Origin of the sequence: Virgisporangium aurantiacum, from assembly GCF_016863635.1 — a bacterium.
Lineage (GTDB): Bacteria > Actinomycetota > Actinomycetes > Mycobacteriales > Micromonosporaceae > Virgisporangium > Virgisporangium aurantiacum.
The window spans coordinates 252898-277969 of sequence record NZ_BOPG01000034.1; the positions used below are offsets into that span (position 1 = coordinate 252898).

The 25072-nt window shown below is 72.1% G+C and carries 29 protein-coding genes; 13 read left to right on the forward strand and 16 right to left on the reverse strand.

Annotation, left to right across the window (positions count from 1 at the left end; translation table 11 throughout):
• The first annotated feature begins 141 nt into the window (after positions 1-141).
• Both Vau01_RS28995 and Vau01_RS29000 read left to right on the forward strand, forming a co-directional pair.
• Positions 142-879, forward strand: a complete 738-nt coding sequence (locus tag Vau01_RS28995) for a 5'-methylthioadenosine/S-adenosylhomocysteine nucleosidase family protein (RefSeq protein ID WP_203998841.1) — start codon at positions 142-144, stop codon at positions 877-879.
• Between the two features lie 20 nt (positions 880-899).
• Positions 900-1562, forward strand: a complete 663-nt coding sequence (locus tag Vau01_RS29000; protein WP_203998845.1) for an RraA family protein — start codon at positions 900-902, stop codon at positions 1560-1562.
• On the opposite strand, the gene Vau01_RS29005 is transcribed toward Vau01_RS29000, so the two are convergent.
• A complete protein-coding gene (locus Vau01_RS29005) occupies positions 1552-2439 on the reverse strand; it encodes an alpha/beta hydrolase (RefSeq protein WP_239151932.1) in 888 nt (295 codons plus the stop codon). The genes Vau01_RS29000 and Vau01_RS29005 overlap by 11 nt on opposite strands.
• A gap of 86 nt (positions 2440-2525) precedes the next feature.
• On the opposite strand from Vau01_RS29005, the gene Vau01_RS29010 reads away from it, so the two are divergent.
• The 3 genes from Vau01_RS29010 to Vau01_RS29020 all read left to right on the forward strand — a co-directional run bounded on the left by Vau01_RS29010 (position 2526) and on the right by Vau01_RS29020 (position 5672).
• A complete protein-coding gene (locus Vau01_RS29010; RefSeq protein WP_203998848.1) occupies positions 2526-2864 on the forward strand; it encodes a winged helix-turn-helix transcriptional regulator in 339 nt (112 codons plus the stop codon).
• 97 nt (positions 2865-2961) lie between these two features.
• A complete protein-coding gene (locus tag Vau01_RS29015; protein WP_203998851.1) occupies positions 2962-4242 on the forward strand; it encodes a sialidase family protein in 1281 nt (426 codons plus the stop codon).
• A gap of 104 nt (positions 4243-4346) precedes the next feature.
• The gene (locus Vau01_RS29020; protein ID WP_239151933.1) at positions 4347-5672 is read left to right on the forward strand and encodes a glycoside hydrolase family 18 protein; all 1326 of its coding nucleotides are present in this window, start codon (positions 4347-4349) and stop codon (positions 5670-5672) included.
• Between the two features lie 72 nt (positions 5673-5744).
• On the opposite strand, the gene Vau01_RS29025 is transcribed toward Vau01_RS29020, so the two are convergent.
• The gene (locus Vau01_RS29025) at positions 5745-6410 is read right to left on the reverse strand and encodes a response regulator (RefSeq protein WP_203998853.1); all 666 of its coding nucleotides are present in this window, start codon (positions 6408-6410) and stop codon (positions 5745-5747) included.
• A 151-nt stretch (positions 6411-6561) separates the two neighbouring features.
• Here Vau01_RS29025 and Vau01_RS29030 point away from each other — a divergent pair, with 151 nt between their 5' ends.
• Positions 6562-6972, forward strand: a complete 411-nt coding sequence (locus tag Vau01_RS29030; protein WP_203998855.1) for a DUF6326 family protein — start codon at positions 6562-6564, stop codon at positions 6970-6972.
• A 36-nt stretch (positions 6973-7008) separates the two neighbouring features.
• Positions 7009-7815: an alpha/beta fold hydrolase gene (locus Vau01_RS29035; protein ID WP_203998857.1), complete on the forward strand. Its 807-nt coding sequence runs from the start codon at positions 7009-7011 to the stop codon at positions 7813-7815.
• On the opposite strand, the gene Vau01_RS29040 is transcribed toward Vau01_RS29035, so the two are convergent.
• Genes Vau01_RS29040 through Vau01_RS29065 form a run of 6 tightly spaced genes read right to left on the reverse strand, consistent with a single transcriptional unit; the run spans position 7753 to position 13061 of the window.
• On the reverse strand, positions 7753-8631 hold the full coding sequence (locus tag Vau01_RS29040; RefSeq protein WP_203998859.1) for a S41 family peptidase: 879 nt from the start codon (positions 8629-8631) through the stop codon (positions 7753-7755). The genes Vau01_RS29035 and Vau01_RS29040 overlap by 63 nt on opposite strands.
• 50 nt (positions 8632-8681) lie before the next feature.
• Positions 8682-10190: an alpha/beta fold hydrolase gene (locus Vau01_RS29045; RefSeq protein WP_203998861.1), complete on the reverse strand. Its 1509-nt coding sequence runs from the start codon at positions 10188-10190 to the stop codon at positions 8682-8684.
• Between the two features lie 53 nt (positions 10191-10243).
• On the reverse strand, positions 10244-11350 hold the full coding sequence (locus Vau01_RS29050; protein WP_203998863.1) for a Gfo/Idh/MocA family protein: 1107 nt from the start codon (positions 11348-11350) through the stop codon (positions 10244-10246).
• An 8-nt stretch (positions 11351-11358) separates the two neighbouring features.
• Positions 11359-12009 carry an imine reductase family protein gene (locus Vau01_RS29055; RefSeq protein WP_203998865.1) on the reverse strand — a complete coding sequence of 217 codons (651 nt, stop codon included), beginning with the start codon at positions 12007-12009 and terminating at the stop codon, positions 11359-11361.
• 6 nt (positions 12010-12015) lie between these two features.
• Positions 12016-12216 (reverse strand): NAD(P)-binding domain-containing protein, encoded by a 201-nt coding sequence (locus Vau01_RS29060; protein ID WP_203998868.1) that lies wholly within the window; start codon positions 12214-12216, stop codon positions 12016-12018.
• A complete protein-coding gene (locus Vau01_RS29065; protein ID WP_239151934.1) occupies positions 12213-13061 on the reverse strand; it encodes an NAD(P)-dependent oxidoreductase in 849 nt (282 codons plus the stop codon). Before Vau01_RS29065 ends, Vau01_RS29060 begins: the two co-directional genes overlap by 4 nt.
• Before the next feature lie 91 nt (positions 13062-13152).
• On the opposite strand from Vau01_RS29065, the gene Vau01_RS29070 reads away from it, so the two are divergent.
• Both Vau01_RS29070 and Vau01_RS29075 read left to right on the forward strand, forming a co-directional pair.
• Positions 13153-13509 (forward strand): winged helix-turn-helix transcriptional regulator, encoded by a 357-nt coding sequence (locus Vau01_RS29070; RefSeq protein WP_203998875.1) that lies wholly within the window; start codon positions 13153-13155, stop codon positions 13507-13509.
• 10 nt (positions 13510-13519) lie between these two features.
• Positions 13520-13888 (forward strand): MmcQ/YjbR family DNA-binding protein, encoded by a 369-nt coding sequence (locus Vau01_RS29075; protein WP_203998878.1) that lies wholly within the window; start codon positions 13520-13522, stop codon positions 13886-13888.
• Here Vau01_RS29075 and Vau01_RS29080 read toward each other — a convergent pair.
• Together Vau01_RS29080 and Vau01_RS29085 are read right to left on the reverse strand one after the other, a co-directional pair.
• Complete coding sequence (locus Vau01_RS29080) at positions 13875-15491, reverse strand: thiamine pyrophosphate-binding protein (protein WP_203998881.1); 1617 nt, start codon at positions 15489-15491, stop codon at positions 13875-13877. The two genes, Vau01_RS29075 and Vau01_RS29080, sit on opposite strands and share 14 nt — an antisense overlap.
• Positions 15488-16249: a cyclase family protein gene (locus Vau01_RS29085; RefSeq protein ID WP_203998884.1), complete on the reverse strand. Its 762-nt coding sequence runs from the start codon at positions 16247-16249 to the stop codon at positions 15488-15490. Before Vau01_RS29085 ends, Vau01_RS29080 begins: the two co-directional genes overlap by 4 nt.
• Before the next feature lie 45 nt (positions 16250-16294).
• On the opposite strand from Vau01_RS29085, the gene Vau01_RS29090 reads away from it, so the two are divergent.
• The 3 genes from Vau01_RS29090 to Vau01_RS29100 all read left to right on the forward strand — a co-directional run bounded on the left by Vau01_RS29090 (position 16295) and on the right by Vau01_RS29100 (position 18407).
• Complete coding sequence (locus Vau01_RS29090) at positions 16295-16903, forward strand: M23 family metallopeptidase (RefSeq protein WP_373320329.1); 609 nt, start codon at positions 16295-16297, stop codon at positions 16901-16903.
• A 9-nt stretch (positions 16904-16912) separates the two neighbouring features.
• On the forward strand, positions 16913-17524 hold the full coding sequence (locus Vau01_RS29095) for an SMI1/KNR4 family protein (protein ID WP_203998890.1): 612 nt from the start codon (positions 16913-16915) through the stop codon (positions 17522-17524).
• 70 nt (positions 17525-17594) lie between these two features.
• A complete protein-coding gene (locus tag Vau01_RS29100; protein ID WP_203998892.1) occupies positions 17595-18407 on the forward strand; it encodes a hypothetical protein in 813 nt (270 codons plus the stop codon).
• Positions 18408-18423: 16 nt separating this feature from the next.
• Here the strand turns inward: Vau01_RS29100 and Vau01_RS29105 are convergent, their stop codons facing one another.
• From Vau01_RS29105 to Vau01_RS29125, 5 genes are read right to left on the reverse strand one after another with little or no spacing between them, the layout of a single operon-like run.
• A complete protein-coding gene (locus Vau01_RS29105; RefSeq protein WP_203998895.1) occupies positions 18424-19395 on the reverse strand; it encodes a hypothetical protein in 972 nt (323 codons plus the stop codon).
• 30 nt (positions 19396-19425) lie between these two features.
• Complete coding sequence (locus Vau01_RS29110; protein ID WP_203998898.1) at positions 19426-21057, reverse strand: MFS transporter; 1632 nt, start codon at positions 21055-21057, stop codon at positions 19426-19428.
• Positions 21058-21093: 36 nt separating this feature from the next.
• Entirely contained in the window at positions 21094-21990 is an 897-nt protein-coding gene (locus Vau01_RS29115; protein WP_203998901.1) for a 2-hydroxyacid dehydrogenase, read from the reverse strand.
• Positions 21991-21995: 5 nt separating this feature from the next.
• Complete coding sequence (locus tag Vau01_RS29120; protein WP_203998904.1) at positions 21996-23099, reverse strand: sensor histidine kinase; 1104 nt, start codon at positions 23097-23099, stop codon at positions 21996-21998.
• The gene (locus Vau01_RS29125) at positions 23096-23752 is read right to left on the reverse strand and encodes a response regulator transcription factor (protein WP_203998906.1); all 657 of its coding nucleotides are present in this window, start codon (positions 23750-23752) and stop codon (positions 23096-23098) included. Before Vau01_RS29125 ends, Vau01_RS29120 begins: the two co-directional genes overlap by 4 nt.
• An 88-nt stretch (positions 23753-23840) precedes the next feature.
• On the opposite strand from Vau01_RS29125, the gene Vau01_RS29130 reads away from it, so the two are divergent.
• A complete protein-coding gene (locus Vau01_RS29130) occupies positions 23841-24389 on the forward strand; it encodes a hypothetical protein (protein ID WP_239151935.1) in 549 nt (182 codons plus the stop codon).
• Between the two features lie 5 nt (positions 24390-24394).
• Here the strand turns inward: Vau01_RS29130 and bioD are convergent, their stop codons facing one another.
• Positions 24395-25072 carry a dethiobiotin synthase gene (gene bioD / locus Vau01_RS29135; RefSeq protein WP_203998909.1) on the reverse strand — a complete coding sequence of 226 codons (678 nt, stop codon included), beginning with the start codon at positions 25070-25072 and terminating at the stop codon, positions 24395-24397.

Sequence of the window (25072 nt, forward strand, 5' to 3'; positions counted from 1 at the left end):
CAGTAACTACTCCAATCCATAGCGTGTTTTCGAACTGCGCAACATCTGACATCGCCCTGGCAAACCGGTTGCAAGCCGCCTGCAAGGTGACCGGCAACGGGGCGACCGCACAGTGCTCCCCATGACCCTGGGGAGGGAACCATGAAGATCGACGCGCTCATCGTCACCGCTCTCGCGGTCGAGCACCGCGCCACCGTCGACGCCGGGTTGGACGGCATCGGCGAGCATCCCGGCATCGACGCCTGGGAGTGCCGGGACGCGCACCGGCCGACCCCGTACGAGATCGGCCGGTTCGTGCTCGCGGACGGGTCGGCGCTCCGGGTCGCGGTCGCCCGGGCCACCCGCACCGGGTGCATCGCCGCCGCCGCGACCGCGTCGTGCCTCGCGGAGCGGCTGCGCCCGCAGTGCCTGGCGATGTCCGGCATCTGCGCCGGCAACCCGGCGGCCGTCGACCTCGGTGACGTGGTCATCGCCGACAGCACGTACGTCTACGACGAGGGCCACCGGACGGTCGAGGGGTTCACCGCGAACCACCGCCAGATCCCGATGCCCGACGGCTGGGTGCGCGCCGCCCAGGACCTGGCGGACCTGCCGTTCCGGCTCGCGATCGGGCCGATGGTCAGCGGCAACATGGTGGTCAAGGACGGCCGGATCTGGCAACGCCTCGCGGCCCGGGGCGGGCGGCACGTCGTCGGGCTCGACATGGAGGCCGCGGCCGTCGCCACGACGGCGTACCACCTCGGGCTGCCGGCCTGGGCGGTGGTCAAGGGCGTCGCCGACCACGCCGATCCCCGCAAGGACGACCGGTACCGCTCGGCGGCGGCCGACGCCGCGGCCCGCGTGCTGTGGACGCTGCTGGTCCGCCAACTGGCCAGGTAGAACACGTTAGCGTCGTGGGCATGACCTTTCTCGACACCGTCCGCCGGCTCGCCGCCGCCGTCGACACCACGGCCATCTGTGACGTCGCCCGCGACGTGCGGGTCATGTCGCCCGCCCTGCGCTGCCGGTCGGCGGCGCCGATCCTGTGCGGGCCGGCGCTCACCGTGCGCTGCCGCGACGACTTCCTCGGTGTCGTCCAGGCCATCGAGCGGGCCGCGCCGGGCGACGTGCTGGTGGTCGACGGCGGCGGGCGCGAGGCCGCGTTGGCCGGCGAACTGTTCGCGCGGGCGGCGCTGGGCAAGGGGCTGGCCGGCATCATCGTCGACGGCGGGTACCGGGACATGCGGTTCGTCGCCACCTGCCCGCTGCCGGTGTACAGCCGGCACGTCGGACCGATGGCGGGCACGACGGTCCGCCCGGTGACGGTCGGCGGCACCGTCAGCTGCGGCGGGGTGCCGGTGACCGCGGGCGACCTCGTGATCGCCGACCTCGACGGCATCGTCGTGCTCGACCCCGCCGACGCCGAGGCACAGCTCACCGCCGCCGCCGACGTGATGGCGGCCGAGGAGCGGGTGGTCGAGCGGCTCGACGCCGGCGCGACGCTGGGCGACTGTGTGAACGTCGCCGATCACGTCGCCCGGCTGACCCGCGGCGAGCCGTCGAAACTGAGCTTTACGGTGTGATCAAACGCTTGTGGAGGAATCCGGCCGTGGCGTCGACGGCTTCGGTGACCCACGGCTCGCGATCGTAGAGGTCGATGTGCTCGTTGGCGTCGAGCCAGACGATGCCCTTGTCTCCGGCGGTCTCCGCATGCATGGCGGCGGCGAGGTCCGGCGAGCAGTAGGCGTCGACCTTTCCGTGGACGATCAGCAGCGGCGTCCCGGCGAGCAACGGCGCGGCGCCGAGCGCGTCGAAGGTCATCAGCGAATGCAGCGATCCGCGCGTCACGGCGTTCGTCCAATGCGGGGACGCCGACCGCGCGGTGCCGTAGTAGGCATACGGTTCGTCGCCGGCCATCGCCGCTTCGCCACCGTTCGGGGCGACCGCGGGCACGAACTCGTCGTACCGGTCCAGGAACGACCGCAGCGCCGAGCGGTACGTGTCGACGCCCATCTGCCGGGCGAACCAGGCCGGGCTGTTGTACGCGCCCGCGATCCCGACGGCGGCCCGCAACCGCGGATCCTGCGCCGCGGCCCGCACCGCGTAACCGCCGCCGAGGCAGATGCCGACCACACCGAGGCGATCGGCCGGGGCGCGTTCCCCAGAAATGCGCTCGGCCAGCAGATCCACCGCCGCGCGCAGGTCGGCCAGCTTGCCGCCGCTGTCCTCGTGGCCGCGCCGGCCGCCGCTCTCGCCGAACCCGCGATGGTCGAACGCCAGCGTGCTGATCCCCGCCGCGGCGAGCCGCTCGGCGTACAGCCCCACCACCTGGTCCTTGACGCCCGTGAACGGACCGGTGAGCACCACGGCGGGCGCCGGTCCGTCGACGAGCCGTAGCACCCCCACCAGGTCGACGTCGCCGCTGCGGAAGGTCACCCGGTCGATCTGGAATTCGCTCACGCCCGCAAGGCTAGGCTCGCCACGGAACACCGGCCAGAAGGCACTTCGCGGTGCCCATGAAGCGGCGCAGAAGCGGGAGATCGGCGATGGACCTCGTGGTACCCGACGTCCTGGAGGAGAGCTGCGCCACCCGGCGGGCGTTGGAGCGGCTGGCCGCGAAGTGGCGCGTCCTCGTCGTCTACTCGCTGCTGCCCGGACCGCAACGTCACGCGGACCTCCGCCGCCGGCTGCCCGGCATCACCCAGAAGGTGCTCACCGAGACGTTGCGCGGCATGGAGGCCGACGGCCTGGTCGAGCGGCGGGTGCTGCGGGAGACCGCGCCGCAGCACGTCGAGTACGAGCTGACCGCGCTCGGCCACACGCTGCGCGAACCGCTCGCGGCGATCTGCGCGTGGGCGCTGGAGCATCCACCCGCGGAGATATGACGGTATGCCATCCGACGGCCAGACCATTGATGACTGTCGAACGCATCGCTAGGGTGACCAACGTATCGACGATCTCGAATACGGGGGTGTTCCCTTCATGCGCATGCCCAGCCTGGCGACCGCCGGTCTGCTCGCCGCCGCCGTCGCGGCGAGCACACTGCTCGGCGCACCCGGAGCCGGTGCCGCCACCGCCGACCACACGATGAAGCTGCTGTTCGACGGCGCCGGCGAGTCGCTCAACGGCGTCACCTACCACTCGTTCCGCATCCCGTCGCTGGTGCGGACGAAGGCCAACACGCTGATCGCGTTCGCGGAGGGGCGGGCGGCGAGCAACCGCGACTACGGGAACATCAACGTGATGTTCAAGCGCTCGACCGACAACGGGAAGAACTGGTCGGCGCTCGACGAGGTGGTCGGCAAGACCCAGGCCACGTGGGGCAACCCCACCGCCGTCGTCGACCGGCAGACCGGCACCATCTGGCTCTTCCTGTCGTGGAACCCGGAGGGCACCAGCCAGGGCGAGGTGGACGGCTGGACCCCGATCACGCGGTGGGACCAGCGCCGCGTCTTCCTCACCTCCAGCACCGACGACGGCGTCAGCTGGGCCGATCCGGTCGACCTGAGCGAACAGCTGAAGCCGAAGGAGCACGCCGACGGCACGGTGTGGGACTGGGACGCCGTCGGCCCCGGCGTCGGCATCCAGACGACCGACGGCACGTTGGTGATTCCGGCGCAGCACCGCAACCTGATCAGCCGCGATCACGGCGTCAGCTGGACGCAGGTCCCGGTGAACAACGCCGCGACCGGCGTGCCGCAGGAAGGCACCGGCGAGGCCACCGTCCTCCAACTCGCCGACGGGCGCCTCTACCGCAACGACCGCGCCGCCGCCTACTGGAAGGACACCGTCGAGGCGACCAAGCGCCGCTGGGTGACCCGCGGCACCCTCGACGGCGCGTTCGACCCCTTCCGCGCCGACAACGGCCTGCCCGACCCCCGCTCGGAGGGGTCGGTGATGCGCTACAACACCGACGCGCCGAGCCGGATCATCTTCCTCAACTCCGCGAGCACGAGCACCCGCACGGCGATGCGGGTCCGGGTCAGCACCGACGAGGCGGTCTCCTGGAGCTGCTCCCGCGCCCTGGCCGACGTGCCACTGCCGGCGCCGGGCACGCCCGGGTGGGCCGGCCTCGGTTCGGGTGTGGTCAAGGAGGGCGGGTACTCCAGCCTCGCCCGCACGAACGACTACCACATCGGCGCGCTGGTCGAGGTCAACGAGAACGCCCGCGACTCCACCACGAGCCTGACGTCGCACCGCTCGATCGTCTTCCGGAAGTTCAACCTCCCCTGGCTCCTCGCCGGCACGGGTACCTGCGTCTGACCCATTGACGACCCCCGACGCGACCCGTAGGTTCGGCGCACTGGTCTAGTCCACCCATCCACGGCCGTCGGGCGGGACGGTCGCGTACCTCTCTGGAGGGGCTCGTGCGCACCCGATTACTCATCACGGTGGGGACCATCGTGGCCGCCACTGCCGCCGGCCTACCCGTCACCGCTGCCCACGCCGGATCGGGCGGCGGAGGTCACGACGACGAACCACGCCGCGTCGGCTACTACACCCAGTGGAGCAACTACAGCGGATACCTCGTCAGGAACATCGACACCAGCGGGCAGGCCCGTCGCCTGACGCACATCAACTACGCCTTCGGCAACGTCGGCGCCGACGGGAAGTGCTTCATCCGCAACGAACCCGGCCAGGGTGACGCGTGGGCCGACTTCCAGCGGGGCTACCCGGAGGCGGAGAGCGTCGACGGGAAGGCCGACACCGCCGAGCAACCGCTCGCCGGCAACTTCAACCAGCTCCGCAAGCTCAAGGCGAAGCACCGCGATCTCAAGGTGCTCATCTCGCTCGGCGGCTGGACGTGGTCGAAGTACTTCTCCGACGCGGTGCTCACACCGGAGTCGCGGCGGGCGTTCGTCGCGTCCTGTATCGATCTCTACGTCAAGGGCAACCTGCCGGCGCTCGACGGCCGCGGCGGCCCCGGCAGCGCGAAGGGCGTCTTCGACGGCATCGACCTCGACTGGGAGTGGCCCGGTTCGCCGGGCAACGTCGGCAACGTCATCCGGCCCGAAGACAAGCAGAACTTCACGGCCGTGGTCGAGGAGTTCCGGAAGCAACTCGACGCCTACGGTCGGCAGACCCGCAAGCACTACGTCCTGTCGGCGTTCCTGCCGGCCAACCCGACCGCGATCGACGCCGGTTTCGAGGCCCGGAAGATCTTCCGGAACCTCGACTTCGGCACGCTGCAGGGCTACGACTTCCACGGAACCTGGGAACCGTTGACCAACCAGCACTCCGCGCTCCGGGTGCCGAGCGGCAACCCGACCACGCCGGACTTCTCGGTGACGTCCACAGTGGACGCATGGCTGCAGCGCGGCGCGCCGCGACAGCAACTCGTGGTCGGCGTTCCGTACTACAGCCAGGGCTGGACCGGCATCACCAGCACGGCCAACAACGGCCTGTTCCAGCCGGCAACCGGCGCGGCACCCGGCCTCAACACGTACCGGGCGGTGTCGGCCCTGATCGGCACCGACGGGTTCCGCGTCTACCGCGACACCGCGGCGGGGCACGCCTGGATCTTCAACGGTTCCACGTTCTGGACCCTCGACGATCCGGCGCTCATCGCGCAGAAGGCCCGCTACATCCGCACCCAGCGGCTGGGCGGCGGCATGATCTGGTCCCTCGACGGCGACACCGACGACGGCGCGTTGACCAGGTCGCTGGCGGCCGGGCTCGGCTGCCGCTTCTGAGGCCCGCTCTGCTGAGACACAGCGCGGCGGCCGGTCACCGTGACCGGCCGCCGCGTTCGCGGTCCGGCGCCTTCATGGCGACGTGAGGCCGGCGTCGTGGGCGAGCAGCGCGATCTGGGTGCGGTTGTTCAGGCCGAGCTTGGTCAGGATGTGCGACACGTGGGACTTCACCGTCGGGACGCTCATGAACAGGTCGCGACCGATGTCGCGGTTCGCCCGGCCGGCGCCGATCGCCAGCGCCACCTCGCGCTCGCGGTCGCTCAGCCGGGCCAGCTGATCGCGCGCCTCCCGCCGCCGCGCGTTGGCGCCGGAGTCGCTGACGTGCGCGATGAGCTGCCGGGTCACCACCGGCGACAGGATCGGATCGCCGGCGGCGACGCGGGAGATCGCGGTGAGGATCTCGGCGGGACGGGTGTCCTTGAGCAGGAAGCCGCTGGCGCCGGCCCGCAGCGCGCGCAGCACGTACGCGTCGGCGTTGAACGTCGTCAGCACGATCACCTCGGGCGGATCGGGCCGGGCCCGGAGCAGTTCGGTCGCGGTGAGACCGTCGAGCGTGGGCATCCGGATGTCCATGAGAACCACGTCGGGCGAGTGCGCCTCGACCGCGGCGGCCACCTCCGTGCCATCACCCGCCTCCGCGACCAGCGCGAGCTCCGCCGAGGTGGCGATGATCATCGCGAGGCCCGCCCGCACCAGCGGATCGTCGTCGACGATGAGGACCCGCACCGGATCGGTCATGCCCGGACGATACGCAGCGGCGGAGCCCGGAGCATCCGTCCAAAGTCGATTCCGGCGCCGCTACCTCGGTAGGCCGGTTACCGACCGGAGACCGACGCGCCACTCGCTCGCCGCAAGCGACGCTGGCCCCACCGAACACGTGGAGGGCGCCATGAACCGGGATCCCCGGGTGACGATGTCGACGCTGTGGATCGTCGTGCTGATCAACATGATCTTCGCCGACATCCTGAACCTCATCACGCCCGGCACTCTTGCCGAGATGATGACCCTCCGGATCGCCCCGGGGCTCCTGCTGGTGTTCGCGGTGCTGCTGGAGATACCGATCGCCATGGTGTTCCTGTCGCGGGTCCTGCCGTACCGGGCGAACCGGTGGGCGAACATCGTCGCGTGCGGCGTCACCGTTCCGTTCACGATCGGCGGCGGCACGGCTAACCTCCACTACGCGTTCTTCGCGACCGCGGAGGTCGTCTGCATGGTGGCGATCGCCCGGTACGCGTGGCGCTGGCGAAATTTCTCGCCCGCGACCGATGAGTCTCCGGCGGCCGCCCGGTCCTACCCGTGACCGAACCGCCGAGGCAGAGAAAACCAGGGAGTGATCATGGGCGAGTACGCCGACGTGAACGGGGTCCACCTCTACTACGAGACGCACGGAACGGGTCGTCCGCTGATCCTGCTCCACGGCGGACTCATGTCGGGTGCGATGTTCGGGCCGGTGCTGCCCGCGTTCGCCGAAAACCACCAGGTGATCGCCGTCGACCTCCAGGGTCACGGCCGCACCGCCGACGTCGACCGTCCCATGGACCCGGCCCTCATGGCCGACGACATCGCCGCGCTCATCGACCACCTGGGGCTGGAGAAGCCCGACGTGGTCGGCTACTCGCTCGGCGGCGGGGTGGCGTACCACCTGGCATTCCGCCACCCGGAGAAGCTGAACCGGGTCGTGTCGGCCTCGGCGAACATCCGTCGCAGCGCCATCTACCCCGAGATGCTGGAGCAGCAGCTCCAGGTGGGTGCGGCGGCCGCCGAGTTCCTGAAGGACACGCCGATGTACCAGCTGTACCAGGAGGTCGCACCGCGTCCCGAGGACTTCCCGCAGCTGCTCGACAAGATCGGCACGTTCATGGCCAAGGACTTCGACTTCTCCGAGCAGATCCGCAACCTCCAGGTCCCGACGCTGGTGGTGGCCGCCGACTCCGACATGGCGCCGCCGAGCCACTACGTGGAGATCTTCAACCTGCTCGACGGCGGGCTGCGCGACGGCGGCTGGATGGGTGAGGGCCGGCCGAAGGGCGGGCACGCGCTCGCGATCCTGCCCGGGCTGACGCACTACAACCTCGGCGTGTCACCCCTGTTCGCGGCCACCGCGCTCGCTTTCCTCGATCAGGACGCCCAGGAGGCCTCCTAGCGGCTCGTCGGGAACGACGCCGGTGCCCTCCCAGTTGCCGCCGGTGACCGCGTCGACGACGGACGCGTTCGGCACGTGCGCGAGCACCGTCGGCGCGAGCCGGACCGGCAGCACGTGATCGGCCGCGCCCGGGGTCGCCGCGCCGACGACGGTGACCCGGCCGTGGCTCCGCAGGTGGTACGCGAGTGCCTCCCCGGACGAGAACGTGCCCGGCCCGACGAGCACCCGGGCGTCCTGGCGCAGCGCCGTGCCGGGCGGCAGGTCCGGCGTCCACCACTGGCGGACGCCGTCGCGGTAGACGACGTCGGACAGCTTGACCGCCGCGTCGCCGAGCAGCCGGCCGGCCACCAGCGCGACGGTCGCCGGATCGCCACCGCCGTTGGCACGCAGATCGAGGACGATGCGGTCGGCACCGCGCAGCAGCGTGAACGCCGCGTCGAGGTACGGGCCGGCCAGCCCGACGGCGTCCAGACTGTCGAGGCGCAGCACGCCGGTGCCGTCGGCGAGGCGGCAGACCCGGCTGACCGCTCCCGCCCGCCGCCGCACGTCGTCCGGATCCGGCGGCGGCCACTCCGGATCATGCCCGGGCCCGGCGGCAGGCTCGCTGCCGCCGGGCTCGTGGATCAGCGCGACGTGCCGGGAGACCGTCCACGCGCACCGCTCGACGGCCGCGCAGCCGGCGGCGCTGACCGGCGCGTCGTCGGCGCCGAACCGGGCGGCCAGCTCCGCCGCCAACGCGTCGCGCCGGTCACCGGCCGGCATCAGCCGCTCGATCCAGCCGACGAGCCGCCCGACGACGTCTCCGATCGTGGTCATCCGCCGACACTAGGACGACCGGCCGCGCCGCCGCCTACGCCGACAGCGAACTACGCGGGGATGGGAGCGTCCCGGCAGACCGTTCCCGCCGGTGGGACCGTCAGGTCGAGCAGGAACGCGTACATGTGACCCTCGGCGCAGAGGCTCTTGCGGCGCGCGGTGTGCCCCTCGCCCTCCCAGGTCACCAGGTGGCCGTTCGCCAGCGTCGTCGACAGCGTCACCGAGTCGGCGTACGGCGTGTCGGGGTCGCCGGTGTTCCCGACCACCAGCACCGGGGACGAGCCCCGGCCGTGGAACGGGCCGGTGTAGCGGCTGCGCCGTTCGGCCGGCCACTGCAGGCAGGCCGGCGCGTGGGTCTGGTCGTAGGCCGGCGGGCCGTACGCCATGCCGGGCGCGGTCAGCGGCGCGTCGGCCGCCGCCTTCGCGAGCTTCGCGCGGAGCAGCGGAAGGCTGCGGGGGTAGACGCGGTCGGCGCACTCCACCGAGACGTTCGCCGCGTTGAACCGGGTGTCGGAGTCGGGGATGACGTACATCAACGAACCGGTGCGCGACTCGGCGGCGAGCAGGTCCGCGCCCAACGTCACCCAGCGGCGGGTGCCGGAGTTGAGCCGGAACGTCAGCTCCGACAGCATCGTCGCGCCGTTGACGGTGACGTTGCCGGCCGTGTCCCGGATCGGGTCGGCGTCGAGGGAGGACAGGACGGCCCTGATCCGGTTCGCGAGGCTCGTGGTCGTCGACCCGGGTACCGCGCCGGCGAACCGGCAGTCCACCGGGTTCGCGGCGCACCAGTCGAGGAAGCGGAACATGGCCGACTCGGTCGCCACGTACTGGCCATGGTCGTAGGCGTACGGGTCGTTGGCGTACTTCTCCGGGTCGTAGCCGGCGTCGAGGACCACGGCGCGGGTCCGCTGGGGGAACAGGTTCACGTAGACGGTACCGACGTACGTCGCGTACGACTCGGCGAACAGCGTCAGCTTCGGGTCGCCGACGGCCGCGCGCAGCAGGTCGAGGTCGCGGGCCTGGTACTCGGCCCCGACGTACGGCAGCAGGTCGCCGGAGTTGGCCTGGCAGGCGGCGTCGAACTCGGCGGCGAGCCGCACCGCCGTGTCGAACGAGGTCGGCGTCGGCGTCGTCGACACCTGCGCCCACTGGTTCCGGTACGCCGGCGTGTCGAGGCAGGTCAGCGGCGGGCCGCTGCGCTGCACGCCGCGGGCGTCGTAGCCGACGATGTCGAACTTCGCGCGGACCTCCGCCGGTGAACTCGTCGCGTACGACGACACCCAGCCCCACCCGGACCCGCCCGGGCCACCGGCGTGCAGGAACAGCGTCCCGATCCGCTTGGCGGGGTCGGTCGACGGCGCCTTCCGCAGTTGCAGCGTGATCTTCGGGCCGGCCGGACGGCGGTAGTCCAACGGGACCTGTGCGGGCGCGCACTGATAGGCGGCGTCGTCGGCGCACGGCGTCCAGTTGAGAACGGGCACGCCGCTCTCGGCCCGCGCCGCGACCGGGAAGGCCGCCGCGCTCGCGACGGTCGCGGTGGCCACGACAACCCTGACCATCGATCTGATACTCATGTATGTAGGACGGCCCGGGACGCAAGGGACGTCACGCGTCAGATCGGATGTCCGCGCCATTCGGCCGCCGGCACCAGCGCGACCGGGAGCGGTCGCTCGACGGTCGTCGTGAGGTCGATGCGGCGGCCCTCGGCCGACGAGCGCAGCAGCGCCGTCATCACCTCCAGCACGTGCAGGGCGACATCACCACCCGCGCGGGCCGGCCGGTCGTCGGTGGCCGCGAGGAAGTCGAGCAGGCCGACGCCGCGGGCGCCGTCGACGTAGCCGGCCGACGCTGCCAGCGGACGCCAGCCGGAACCGCCAAGTTCGAACAGCGACGGCTCGCCGTCGAACCGGTTCGGGTCGGGGACGGACAGCGTCCCGGACTCGCCGTGGACCTCGATCGGCGCCGCCGCCGTCGCGACACCGTCGAACGTCGTGGTGACCGTCGACAGCGCGCCGCTCTCGTGGAACAGCACCCCCGTCACGTGGCTGTCGACCTCGACCGCGATCCGCTCCCCCGCCCGCGGACCCGAACCGATGACGCGTTCGCCGCGCAACCGGCTGCCGGCGCCGACCACCGCGCGCACCGGCCCGAGCAGGTGCACCAGCGCGGTGACGTAGTAGGGGCCCATGTCGAGCAGCGGCCCGCCGCCGGGCCGGTAGTAGAAGTCGGGATCGGGGTGCCAGCGCTCGTGCCCCGGCGTCACCATCGTCGCGGTCGCGGCGAGCGGGCGTCCGATCCGGCCGGCGTCGATCGCGGCCCGCGCGGTCTGCGTCCCGGTACCGAGGACGGTGTCGGGCGCGCACCCGACACCGACGCCCGCCGTCGCGGCCGCGCTCACCACCCGCGCCGCGTCGTCGAACGTGACCGCGAGCGGCTTCTCCGAGTAGACGCTCTTCCCGTTCCCGATGGCACCGAGGTCGATCGCGGTGTGCGCGGCCGGGATCGTGAGGTTCAGCACCGCGTCGACGTCTCCGCTCGACAGCAACCGATCGACCGTGAGCGCCTCCGCGTGCTCGAGCCCGGCGGCGGCCGCGGCCGACCTCGATCCGTCGAGGTCGGCCACCGCGGTGATGCGGACGCCCGGGTGACGCGCGAGCGTGTCGAGATACGCCCGCGAGATGTTGCCCAGCCCCACGATGCCCAGTCTGGTGATACTCATGCCGGCAACTATGCCCTGATGACCTCGTACAGCGCCGTCCAGTTCCGGGTGCCGTGTCCCGCGGCGATCGCCCGCTCGTAGTGCGACCGCACCGCCGCCGGCAACGCGAGGTCGACGCCGTACCGCTCGCTCGTGCGCAGGATGTGCTCCGCCGTGGCACCCATCATCAGCGCGGTGCTCAGGTCGCCGGGGTGCTCGCCCGTCGCCAGCGCGGCGGCCAACGACGCGCCGTCGCCGACCATTGCGGGGATGGCGGTGAGGGTCTCCAGGGCACCGGGGAGGAACCCGGCCGGATCCGCGCCCGCGGCCGAGACGAGGGCCGTGGCGTGCAGGATCCCGGACAGCGAGGTGAGGAACACGTCGAGGTGCGCCTGGTAGAACAGTTGGGCCAGGCCGGGATCCGCGCCGAGGTACCGGGTGTCGCCGATCAGTGCCAGCACCGGCCGGTGCCGCTCGAACACGTCGCGCGGTCCGCTGTAGAACGCGTACGCGCCCGGGTGACCGACCGCGGGCGCGGGCACCATCACGCCGCCGGTCACGAAGTCGGCACCGCGTCCGGCGGCCCAGGACGAGGCCGCGCGCGACGCGTCCGGCGTGTCGGAGCTGAGGTTCACCAGGGTCCGTCCGGTGAGGACGGTCCCGTCGAGGATCTCGTACATCGCCGCTTAGTCGGTGAGGCTCAGGATGGTCAGGTCGCCGGCGGCGACGGCGTCGCCCGGTGTGTCCGCGAGCACCGCGCCGGCGGCGACGAGTTCCGCCGCGCGTCCACCGGTGCGGTTCCAGACGGTCACCGCGTGTCCGGCGCGCAGCAGCACGGCCGACATCGCCCGGCCCATCGGGCCGAGCCCGATCACCGTGGTGTTCATCGTCTCAACTCCTCGTAGATGCGGGCCGTTCCCTGCGCGCCGAAACCGGCCTCGATCTGGCTGCGAACCAGGTCGTGCACCGGCTTCAGCAACCGGGTGTCGACGCCCTGCTCCTCGCTGGCGGTCAGCAGCGCGGCGAGCGCGGTCTCGGTGAAGTACAGGCTCTGCCCGGTGTACGTGCCGCTGTCCACAGTGGACGCCATCCCCGCGAGTCCACCGGTCATCGCGGCGAGGAACGGCGCCTGCATGGCGGCGAACCCCCGCGCCGAGCCGCCGTCGGCCGCGACCATCGCCGCACCGTGCAGGAACCCGGCGAACATCGTGTACATGCCGGTGAGCATCGCCATGTCGTACAGCGCCGCGGCGCCGGCGTCGACGCCGAGGAACGTGCTCGTCCCCCACCGGTCGAGCAGCGGCCGGTTGGCCTCGAAGGCGCCGGCGTCACCGCTGTAGAGCACCGCCGAACCCGGCCCGCCGATCATGCCCGGCACGGCCATGATGGCGCCGTCGAGGTAGGTGACGCCGTGGTCGGCCGCCCATGCGGCCAGGCCCCGCGACTGGTTGGGCGTCGTGGTCGTCAGGTTGATGAGCGTCCGCCCGGCCAGGCCGCCGGCCGCTGGGCCAAGAACTACCGGGTCGAGAACATCGTGGACGGACGTGAGGTCGAACAGGCACGCGACGATCACGGGGTCGGCGGCGACCGCGGCCGCGACGGTGTCGGCGACCGTCGCGCCGCTCGGCGCCTTGCCCGGACTCCGGTTCCAGACAACGGTTCCGGCCCCGTGCTTCAGATTGGCTGCCGCGAGCGCACTGCCCATCTCGCCCAGCCCGAGGAATGTGGTCACGCGGATCATCGTTCGCCGGGTACATTCGTGGCGGCAAGTACCCACTATTTAGTTCGGTACTTACCATTTCGTAAGTGTCAGAGGAGGAACGATGACGACCGACAGGCGCGGGCCGTACATCTGCGGCATCGACGCGGCGATGGACGTGGTGTCGGGCAAGTGGAAGTCGCTGATCCTGTGGGAACTCGACAACTACGGCACGCGTCGCTTCGGCGAACTGCGGCGCGGGCTGCCGGGCGTCAGCGAGAAGATGCTCGTCCAGCACCTGCGCGAGATGGAGCAGGACGGGCTGGTCCACCGCGAGGTCTTCCGCGAGGTGCCGCCGCGGGTCGAGTACTCCCTCACCGAGCACGGAAGAACGCTCAACGAGGCGCTCCGCCCGCTGGGCGCGTGGGGCAGCCGGCGCTGCGAACGACTGGTCGCCGACGGCGAACTGGCGAGCCGTTAGCCTGTCCGTCATGGTCGACGCCGACGATGTGCGCCGGGTGGCGCTCTCGCTGCCCCACGTGGTCGAGATCGACTCCGAGGGCTTCGACTTCCGGGTCGCCAACAGGGGCTTCGTCTGGTCGTATCCGGAGCGACTGCCGGGCAAGCCACGGGTCATCCGCACCGACATCGCCGTGCTCTACGTCGGCGACGAGGCCGAGAAGCAGGCGCTGCTGCTCGGCGAACCCGGCATCTTCTTCACCAACCCCGGGTACGACGGGTTCCCGCTCGTGATGGTGCGACTGTCCGAGGTAACCGATGCCCGCCTGCGCGAACTCGTCACCGACGCCTGGCGGATGCGGGCGCCGGAGGACATCGCCGCCGAGGTCAGTGACCCTTGAACGCCTCCTCCAGCCACCACGAGCCCCGCTCACCGGTGACCTTCGCGTCGACCAGCATCGGCCGGTCGCGCGGACCCGCGAGCCAGGAGACGACGGGATCGAGGTCGTCGACGGCCCGCACGGTCACCGCGTCGCAGCCGTAACCGCGGGCGATCGCCGCCAGGTCCGTGTCCGGGAACGTGACCGTCTCCAGCGAATGCCCGAAGTGGTGCACCTCCGCGCCGTACGCGGCGTCGTTGTAGACGACGATCAGCAGCGGCAACCCCAGCCGCACGGCCGTGACGAGTTCGGCCGCCGACATCAGGAATCCACCGTCACCGAGTGCGGCGACGGTGAGCCGGTCGGGCCGCGCGACGGCCGCGCCGAGCGCGCTCGCCAGCCCCAGCCCCACCGACTGGAAGCCTTGCGTGAAGCAGAATCCGACCACGTCGGGCACCGACAGGAACATCGACGGGTAGCCCATGAAGTTGCCCGAGTCGACGGCCACCGTGCGCTCCGCCGGCAGCAGGTCGTCGAGCGCGACGCTCACCGTGCGCGGGTCGATCCGCCCGGCCGTGGAATCGTCCACATAGGACACGTCGCGCCAGCGGCCATCCGAGGCTATCCGGGCCCGGACATCGTCGGAGCGGTAACCGTTGCCGCGCCAGGGATCCAGCAATTCGTCCACAGTGGACGCGACGGCGGCCACGTCGCCGGCGACGCCCACGTCGACCGGGCGGTTGACGCCGAGCGCGGTCGGGTCGCGGTCGACCTGCACCACCGTCGCATGTGGACCGATGAGCCGCTGGTGCCGGGTGGTCCACATGTTCAGCGTGCTGCCCCACGCCACCACCAGGTCGGCCGCGCCGATGAGTTCGACGGCCAGCGGGGTGGCGAACCCGCCCGAGACGTCGAGGTTCCACGGGTCGCCGGTGAAGAGTCCCTTCGCGGCGGCGGACACGGCGAGCAGCGCGCCGCACCGGTCCGCCAGCCGTACCAACGGTTCCCGGGCGCCGCGCGCACCGCGTCCACCGATGAAGACCGGACGTTGCGCGGCCCGGACCGCCGCGACCAGCTCAGCCACCGACGGCACCGGCTCCGCCAACTGCTCCGGCAGTTCCGGCACCGAGAACCGCGCGGACCGGGCCTGGACGTCGAGCGGCAGCCCGAGCACCACACAGTTGCCCTGCGCCGCGGCCCGGTACGCGGCGGTGACGTCCTCGGCCGCCCGCTCGGCCCGCACCCGCTGGAACCGCGCGCCCACCGCGGTGGCGGCGGCGCGGAGGTCGATGAAGAAGTTCGACCGCTCGGCGGTGGCCTCCGGCGCGAGGACGATCAGCGGCGTGTGGCTCTTCGCCGCCTCCGCGATGCCGGTCAACGCGTTCGTGACGCCCGGACCCTGATGCACGGACACGACACCGACCGCGCCGCTGGTGCGGGCGTAGGCGTCGGCCATCGTGGCGGCACCGGCCTCGTGCGCGGTGGCGACGAACGTCGCGCCGCCGGCGACGAGCGCGTTGGTCACGTGGAAATTTCCGCTACCGACCACGCCGAACACCCGCCGGACGCCGTGCGCGGCGAGCACCCGGCCGACGACCTCGGCCGTACTCGCATCCGACGTCATCGTTCGACGAGCGCGAGCACCCGGCAGGGGCTGCCCGAGCCGCCGACGATCGGCAGCGGACCGGCGATCACCACCGCGCCGGTCGGCGGCAGTTCGGCGACGTTGCGCAACTGGGTCAGCCCGTACTTGTCGTTGCCGAGCAGGTACGAGTGGCACGGGAACGGCGGGTCGAACGAGTGCGCCGCGCCCGCGTCGGTGCCCACCGTCTCCACGCCGACGCCGAGGATCGGCGTCTCCTCGGCGAGCCACTTCGCGCACTCGGCCGAGATGCCGGGCGTGCTGCCGGCGTTCGTGAACGCCGCGGCGTCGTCGCCACGCGCGTCCCAGCCGGTGCGGTAGAGCAGCCAGCCGCCGGCCGGCAGCGCGCCGTTCGCGGCCTCCCACTCCCTGATGTGGGAGATTTCAAGGAGGAAGTCGGGATTTTCGGTGGCGTCGGCCGCGCGGTCGATCACCACCGCGGGCGCGATCAACCGGGACGCGGGAACGCGCGCGACGTCGGCCGCGTCGCGCCCGGTGACCCAGTGGATCGGCGCGTCGAAGTGCGTTCCCGTGTGCTCGCCGGTGGTGATGTTGTTCCAGTACCAGGCCGGTCCGCGGTCGTCGTAGCGGCTGATCTCGGTGAGAGCGAACGGCCACGTCTGGCCGAACTGCTCGGGGAGCGCGAGGATCGGCGTCTCCGCCGACAGCGGTGCGGTCAGGTCCACTACCTCGACGGTGCGGGCGGCGAGCGCGGCGACCAGATCCTGGAGTACGGGCATGGTCAGAACCTAGAAGCCTTGCCGGTGTCTGTCACGCTTTTCAATGTGAAGATCACCGGGGGACGCGTGGTGTGGGCGGCCGTGATCACGTGCGTGCTCGGCGTGGCCGTCGCCGGGGCCGTGATCGTCGTTCCGCCGCTCCTCCCACCCGGCCCGCGCCCGCTGTTCCAGCTGCCCGTCGCCTGCGGCGAGACCTGGAAGCTCGGCACGTACCCGGGCCACGACGACTTCGACGTCGACCTGTTCCCCACCCAGGGCGAGGCCTGGGGACGCCCGGTGCTCGCCTCGTACGCCGGCGAGGTCGTCGCCGCGGGCATCAACGGGACGCTGGGCGCCCGCACCCCGGACAACCCGACCGGCCCGCACGGCCGCGGCGGCGGCTACTGGGTCAAGATCGATCATGGCGGCAAGTGGCAGACCCAGTACCTGCACATGATCGAGCCGCCGATGGTGGCCAAGGGCGACCACGTCGAGCGCGGCCAGCAGATCGGCCGGGTCGGCAGCACCGGCGACTCGGGCGCCCCGCACCTGCACTACGAACAACGCCGCGGCCGGCAGAAGGTCGAAACCTGGTTCGACGGCCACCCGTCCGGCATCACCACCGACGACCACGAGTACACGTTGACGAACACCAGCAACAACTGCCCGGACTAGGATCCGGCCGTGGCTGAGCATTCCGATGTCGTGGAACTGCGGGCGCTCGTGCCGATGGAACCCGGGGGCACCGAGCGGATCGACTGGACCGCCGCCGAGGCGAGCCTCGGCACCCGACTGCCGGCCGACTACCGGTCGTTCCTGGACACCTACGGCGTCGGCGACATCCTGAACATGGTCGTCCTGCCACCCATGGAGATCGATGTCATCGGCCCGAGCATCGCGACCGAGACCGACGAGTTCCGCACCCTGTGGAACGAGGACGGCGGCGTCACCGGGGTCGCCGGAGACGTGCTGCCCTGGGGCGGCGGGTGCAACGCCAACCTGCTCGGCTGGCTGACGACCGGCCCGGATCCCGACGCGTGGCCGGTGGTCGTGTGGCGTCGCCACATGAGCTCGGACGAGACGCACTGGGCGCTGTTCGACTGTGGCATGGTCCGGTTCATCGTCCGGCTGATGCGCGCGGAGTTCGACCGCTGCCCGCTCGGCGACGCGTCGTTGTGGGGGCGGCCGGCGCCGTTCATCAGCCGGCGTGAGCAGCGTCGCCGGCTGGTCGCCGGGCTCGACCCGATGACCGGCGAGCCCGACCCCTACGCGGAGATGTTCCCGATCCACGAGTGAGCCGGTACTCAGGGCGGCCTGAGTAGCCGGGCGGATCCGCGCGGACGGCCGGTGGCCGAGGCTGGACCGCATGAACCTGACGCGGTGGTGGGTGGTCGTCGTGGCGGCGGCCGGTACGGCGCTGCTGTTCGCCTGGCTCGGGCGGTTGGCGGGCGTGGCACCGGAGGTGCTGTGGACGGTGGGCGCGACCGTCGCGGCGTTGACGTGGGCGGCCGTGCTGGTCACCGTCCCCTGGAACTTGTATTTCGGTGCCCGGCGGGTCGCCGCCGAGCAGACGGAGTCGACCGGACGCGGCATCGTGGTGCGGCCGGAGCGGATCGCGGAGGCGCGCCGGATCGCCCGGTGGATGCTGCGGTTCGCGATCGGCGGGCACGTCGGCACGGCCGCGGTGACGGCCGTGGTGGCGTACGCGACCGGCGAGGTGGTCGGGTACTACCTGGCCGGCTTCTTCCTGCTGTCGACGGTGCTGCGGCCCGCCTCGGCGTACTTCGCCCACCTGCGGCAGCGGATCAGCACGCTCGAACGCGAGACCACGTTCCCCCGCGACGACGTGCTGACGCTGAAGAGCCGGGTCGACGACCTCGACCGCGACCTGACCGCCCTCCGCGAACAGGCCGACCACCGGCTGACGGGCGTCGACGACGACCTCCGCCGCCGGGCCGCGGACCTCGCGCACGTGCGGACCCAGCTGACCGCCGACCTCGCCCGGCTGGCGGACGCGCAGGCCACCGACCGGGCCGCCGCCCGCACGGCCGACGACGACCTCCGCCGCACGCTCGACCGGGTGGCCCGCCACGTCGACGCGACCCTCAACGGCGTGAGCGACCACCAGGAACTGCTCACCGGCCTGCGCGCCCTGGTCCGGATGATCCGGGCCGAATGATCCGGGCCGAATGACCTCAGCCGGCGGCCGGGAGTCCCTCGGCCGGCGGTGCCGACGGGCCCCGAGCCGGGCGCAGCCGCTCCATCAGCAGGTGGGCCGGCCCGCCGACCGCGACCAGCACCAGCGCGAGCGGCAGCGGTTGATCGTCGAAGACGCCGACGACGAGCGCGTTGGCCACCGGCGGCCAGCCGCCCAGCAGCTCACCGAGGCCGCCACCGGCCATCGCCGCGATCAGCATCACCGGCCACCGGTGGCGGCGCGCCAGCCACAGTCCTGCCGCCGCCCCGGCCACCAGACCGACGACGCTCACCGCCCAGTACGTCCACGGAGCGAAGTACACGCCGTGCCGGCCCCATTCGCCGACGCCCTTCCACGCCAGCACGGACAGCCCGAGCAGCACCAGCCACAGCGCCAGCGGCCGCGGCGGCGTCCAGCCCAGCCGCCGGGCGGCCACCAGCATCGCCATGACCCCCACCGGCGCCGACATGAAGAGCAGCAGGGTGCGCATGTTCTCCGCCGCGTACGGGCCGCTCAGCACGTCGCCGACGGTGGTCGCGAACAGCGCGGTCAGGACGACGAGCAGCGTCCCGCACACGGCCAGCGCGACCCGCACCGCGCCGGCGAGCCACGCGACCGCGACCACCAGCGGAACCAGCGCGACGCCGAGATCGAGGGGAAGCCCGTCGCGGAACGGGCCCATGTCGCGCTCCAGCACCGCACCGGTGTGCTGGTCGATCAGGCGACCCAGCGACTGGGTGGCGGCGGCGATGAGTACCGCCGTTCCGAAGATCACCACCGGCGTGCGCGTGGTTCGCAGCCGTAACCGCAGCGCCAGCCAGATCAACGCCAGCACCTCCGCGCGGTGCGGACGCGACCGGCCGCCGCTCACGTCGCAGAGCAGCCCGACGAGTTCCTCGCCCCGGGCCTCCCGTTCGCCCGGCGGCAACAACCACAGCAGGCGGCGGCACCGCCGTTCCAAAGGCGTCACGAGTTCACTATATACCGCAACGCGATATGTTCAATCCTGCGAGCTATAAGCGGGCTCCGGCTGGCTCTGGCGCTGCCGCTTCCGCACGAGCAGCACCGACAGCGCACCCGACGCGAGCACCACGATCGGCAGCCACAGCGTCACCCGCATGCCGTTGACGAATCCGGTGTGGAAGATCTTCGTCGCCAGCTCCACGACCTGCGGCGGCGTGCCCGGCGGGAACGTGACACCACCGGCCGAACTGCCGATGTCGAGGTTGCCGGCCGACCCGGCGAACCGGGTGAGGAACTCCTCGCGCTGCGCCGGTGGCAGCGCCGCCGACTCCGCCCGCGCCGCGTCACCGATCTTGTCGGTGAGCTGGGCCTGCAGCAACGCGCCGACGGCCGCCGACCCGATCACACCGCCCAACTGCCGGGTGGTGTTGATGATCCCGGACGCCGCACCGGCCATCCGCGGTTCGACGTTGCGCATCGCCACCGTCTGCAGCGGCGCGAACGTGAGACCCAGGCCGACGCCCGCGATCACCAGGCCCGGCAGCAGATGCCACTGAGTGGAGTCGACGTGCGAGGACGCGATCAGCACGCCCATGCCCAGCGAGAACAGGCTCAGCCCGACGAACAGGATCGCCTTGCCGCCCGTCTTGTCCGACAGCCGCCCCGCGAACGGCGCGATGAACATCGAGATCAGCGACATCGGCGCGAACGTGAGGCCGGCCTGCAGCGCGGACAGGCCGAGCACCGACTGCAGGAAGATCGTGAGCGGCAGGAACAGGCCGAGCATGCCGAACGCGATCGCGGCGGCGACGTAGTTCATGACGCTGAAGTTGCGGTCGCGGAAGATCTGGAACGGCACGAGCGGCTCGCTCTCGCGGACGGCCCACTGGTGCCAGAAGAACGCGGCGAGCAGCACGACGCCGGCCGCGATGATCTCGACGATCGTGATCGGTCCCCAGACCTCGCCCCAGTCGTGCGATTGGCCCTCGATCAGCCCGAACGTGATCAGGAACAGGGCCGCGGTGACCAGGACCGTGCCCAGCCAGTCGAGCTTGTGTCGGCGGTTGAGCTTGAGGTCGGGCATCACGATCGCGGCACCGACCAGCGCGACGATGCCGACCGGCAGGTTGACGAAGAAGATCCATCGCCACCCGAAGTCGGTGACCAGCCAGCCGCCCATCACCGGCCCGGCCAGCGTCGCGATGCCGGCGACCCCGCCCCAGATCCCGAACGCGGCACCGCGCTTGTCGGGCGGGAAGATCACGGTGAGCACCGACAGTGTCTGCGGCGTCAACAGCGCGCCGCCGATGCCCTGCAGCACCCGGAACACGATGAGCTGGTCGGGGTTCTGCGCGAACCCGCACGCCACCGACGCGCCGGTGAAGACCACCAGGCCGACCATGAACAGCCGCTTCGGGCCGTAGAGGTCACCGAGGCGGCCGGCGGTGATCAGCAGCACCGCGTAGACGAGGATGTAGGCGTTCAGGATCCACAGCACGTCGGCCAGCGACGCGTGCAGGCTGTCGCTCATCGCCGGGATCGCGACGTTCACGATCGTGGTGTCGAGCAGGATCATGAAGAAGCCGAGACACAGGATCACCAGCACCAGCCAGGGGCTGTGCTTGAGCTCGGTGTCGGTGTGGGCCGCCGGTTTGGCCTGATCACTCACACCGGATCACGGTACGCCGGATGCGGCGATCGCGCCTCAGTCGCGCACCACGTACCGCAGCGGTTCACCCGCGGCGAAGCGGCGCACCTGGTCGACGATGACCTTCTCCACGCGCGGCCGGAACGCCGACGAACTGCCGCCCACGTGCGGGCTCATCAGCAGCCCCGGCACCGTCCACAGTGGATGTCCGGCCGGCGGTGGCTCCGGATCGGTGACGTCGACCGCGGCGCGCAGGCGTCCGCCGGAGAGCTCGGCCAGCAGGGCGTCGGTGTCGACCACCGGCCCGCGCGAGACGTTCACCAGCAGCGCGCCGTCGCGCATCCGACCGAGGAACTCGGCGTCGACCAGTCCCCGGGTGTCGGCGGTGAGCGGAACGCACAGCACCACCACGTCGGCGCGGGGCAGCAGGCGGGGCAGGTCGGCCATCTCGGCCACGCCGTCGCGCGCCGAGCGGGCCACCCGCAGCACGTCGACCTCGAAGCCGGCCAGCCGCTGGTCGACGGCCTTGCCGATGCCGCCGTAGCCGACCAGCAGCACCGTGCGGTCGGCGAGCGCGTCGTACCAACCGAAGCGCCAGTCCTGCTGGTCGCGGCCCTGCACGAAGCTGGGGATGCCGCGCAGCGACGCCAGCATGAGCGTCACGGCGAGTTCCGCCGTGCTGGTGTCGTGGACGCCGCCGGCGTTGCACAGCGTGACCCCGTCGGGCAGGTACGGCAGCACGTGCTCGAAGCCGGCGGTCTGCGTCTGCACCACGCGCAGCGCGGGCATCCGCTTGATCAGCTCCAGCGGCGCGAGGTCGAACGTGTACGGCGCCACGTAGAACTCGACCTCGTCGAGCGTGTCCGGCGGCTCGTCGCCGCTGTCGTAGACGTCGACCGACAGACCGGCCGGCAGCCGGCCCACCACCCCGGAATACGGAACCCAGACACGCACGGGGATCACGGTAGCGGACGCGGCAGCGTCACCGTCACGATCAGGCCCCCGCCGGGGTTGGGCTCCGCGCGGACGTCGCCGCCGTGCGCGGTCACGATCGCGCGGACGATCGACAGCCCGAGCCCGGCACCGGCGGTACTACCACCTGGGCCGCCGCCGGCCGGGCGACGCGGGTACCGGCGGAACGGCTCGAACAGCCCCGGGATCTCGTACCCGGGCACCACCGGCCCGGTGTTGCGCACCTCCAGCAGGGCCCGGTCGCCGGACGCGCCGCTCGTCACCCGGACCCACCCGCCCGGAACGTTGTAGCGCACGGCGTTGTCGACCAGGTTCTGCACCAGTCGTTCCAGGAGGACCGCGTTCCCGGTCGTCGGCGCGGGCCCGAGCTCGGCGTCCACGGAGGCGTCGTCGGCCACGCGCTCCACCAGATCCGCCAGGTCGACGTAGGCCCGGTCGATCACCTCGTGCTCCGACCGGGCGAGCAGGAGCAGCCCGTCGATCAGCCGCTCGTGCCGGGCCGAGACGTCGAGCAGCGTGGCGCCGAGGTCGCGCACCTCCGGCCGCTGCAGGACGGCGACCTCGATCAGCGCCCGGTTCACGGCGAGCGGCGTCCGCAGCTCGTGCGACGCGTTGGCGATGAACCGCCGCTGGCTGTCGAACGACCGGTCCAGCCGCTCGATCATGACGTCGAACGCGTCCGCCAGCTCCTTGAGCTCGTCCTCCGGCGCGACCAGCGAGATGCGCTCGTGCAGGCCGCGCGCGGGCGAGACGGCGATCCGGCGGGCCGTTTCGGTGACGCGGTGCAGCGGGCGCAGCAGCCGCCCGGCGAGCAGCCAGCCGACGGCGACGGCCACCCCGCCCACCACGGCCAGCGCGACGAGGCCACCCGCGAGCAGCGCGTCCAGGGCGTCGTCCCAGGTGTCGTCGACCACGTGCGACCACGTGGGCGGGGCCTTCGTCTCGGGCGGTGACCCCGCGACCGACGTGCTCTCCTCGCCCGGCACCCGCCCGGCCACGAGCAGGTACGTGACCCCGACCAGCGCGAGGCCGGCCACCAGGAACAACCCGCCGTACACGAGCGTGAGCCGGGCCCGGATGGTGAGCCTCACGGGATCCGGTACCCCACGCCCGGCACGGTCAGCACCACCGGCGGATCGCCGAGCTTGCGACGCAGCTTCAGGATCGCCATCCGGATCGCGTGCGTGAACGGGTCGGCGTGTTCGTCCCACGCCTTCTCCAGCAGGTGCTCGGCGGAGACGACCGCGCCGTCGGCCCGCAGCAGCTCGGCGAGCACCGCGAACTCCTTGCGCGACAGCGGCACGTACCGGCCGTCGCGGAACACCTCGCGCCGGTGCGGGTCCAGCCGGATGCCCGCGCGGGCGAGCACCGGCGGTGCCGCGGGCCGCGCCCGGCGTCCCAGCGCATTCACCCGCGCGGACAGCTCGGCGAACGCGAACGGCTTGGGCAGATAGTCGTCGGCGCCGAGCGCGAGGCCGGCGACGCGGTCCGCGACGTCGGTCGCGGCGGTGAGCATCAGCACCCGGGGCGTGGCGCCGTCGTCGACGAGCACCCGGCACACGTCGTCGCCGTGCACCACCGGCAGGTCGCGGTCGAGCACCACCACGTCGTAGTCGTGCAGCCCGATCCGTTCCAGGGCCGCGCCGCCGTCGTGCGTCACGTCGACGGCGTGCGCGTCGCCGCGCAGCCACGTCGCGACCGCGTCCGCGAGCAGGGGTTCGTCCTCGACCACCAGGATGCGCACGGGGTCATCGTCGCAGCGGGCGGCGTCACCTCGGCGTAAGCGTTTCCGGTGACGGCCGGGAAATGGCCGCCCCGCTGTACTCCTCCGCATGAGGACGATCGCTCTGGTATTCATCACCCTCCTGCTGGCGGTGGCCGGCTGCGGCGGGAAGAACGGCGGCGACGGCGTCGCCACGGCCGGCGACGCGGGCGCGAAGGCCAGCGCCTCGGCCGCGGCGCCCAAGGACCAGAAGGAGCAGGCGCTGAGACACGCGCGGTGCATGCGCGAGAACGGCGTGCCCGACTACCCCGACCCGAAGTTCAACGACAAGGGCGGCCAGAGCATCGACCTCGAGGGCCTCGACCCGGCGAAGGTGGAGAAGGCGGCGCAGGCCTGCCGGCAGTACGAGCCCAACGGCGGCGAGCCGCAGAAACTCGACCCGCAGCGGCTGGAGCAGCTGCGCGCGTACGCGAAGTGCATGCGGGACAACGGCGTCGAGAACTTCCCGGACCCGACCGACCAGGGCATCCAGGCCGACGGCAACACGTCCGGCCTCGACCCGGCGAGCCCGTCCTACCAGGCCGCCGACAAGGCGTGCCAGAAGTACGCCCCGCCGCCCGGTGCCGACGGCGGCCCCGGCCTGGACACCAACGGCTGAGACGCTCAGGGTTCCACCGTCACCGCGGCCGCGAAGCCCGGCGCGAACCACGACGGCGCCGCCCGCCGGAACCGCTCCGGCGGCCAGCCCACCGCGCCGTCGGGCACCACGCCGGCCCGGGTACCGGGCAGGTCGGCGAGCACCATCCGGTGCACCGCGTCGGGCGCGACCGGCCAGGCACCGATCACCACGTAGGCCGGGCAGCCGCGGTGCGACAGCGCCTCGAGCGTCAGCGCCGTGTGGTTGATCGCGCCCAGCTCGGGCCGCGCCACCACCAGGGCCAGCCCGCCGAGCTGCTGGGCCAGGTCGGCGGTCGTCCACCCGTCGCCCATCGGGACGAGCAGCCCGCCGGTGCCCTCGACCACCACCAGGTCGTGCTCCGCGTCGAGCTCCTCGACGGCGAGCAGCACGTCGTCGAGGGCCACCGGTGGCTTGCCGGTGGCCCGGGCGGCCGCGAGCGGCGGCAGCTGCTCGCTGTACTCAGCCAGCGACCGGGCGTGGGCGGGCGCGGCCAGCCGGCGCACGGTGTCCACATCGGACTCGCGACCGGGCCGGGCGCCCGTCTGCGCCGGTTTGAGGACCGCGACGCTGGCGCCGGACGCGCCAACCGCGGCCGCCACCGCGGCGGTGACGACGGTCTTGCCCACGGCGGCGTCGGTGCCGGTGACCAGCAGAACTGCCAC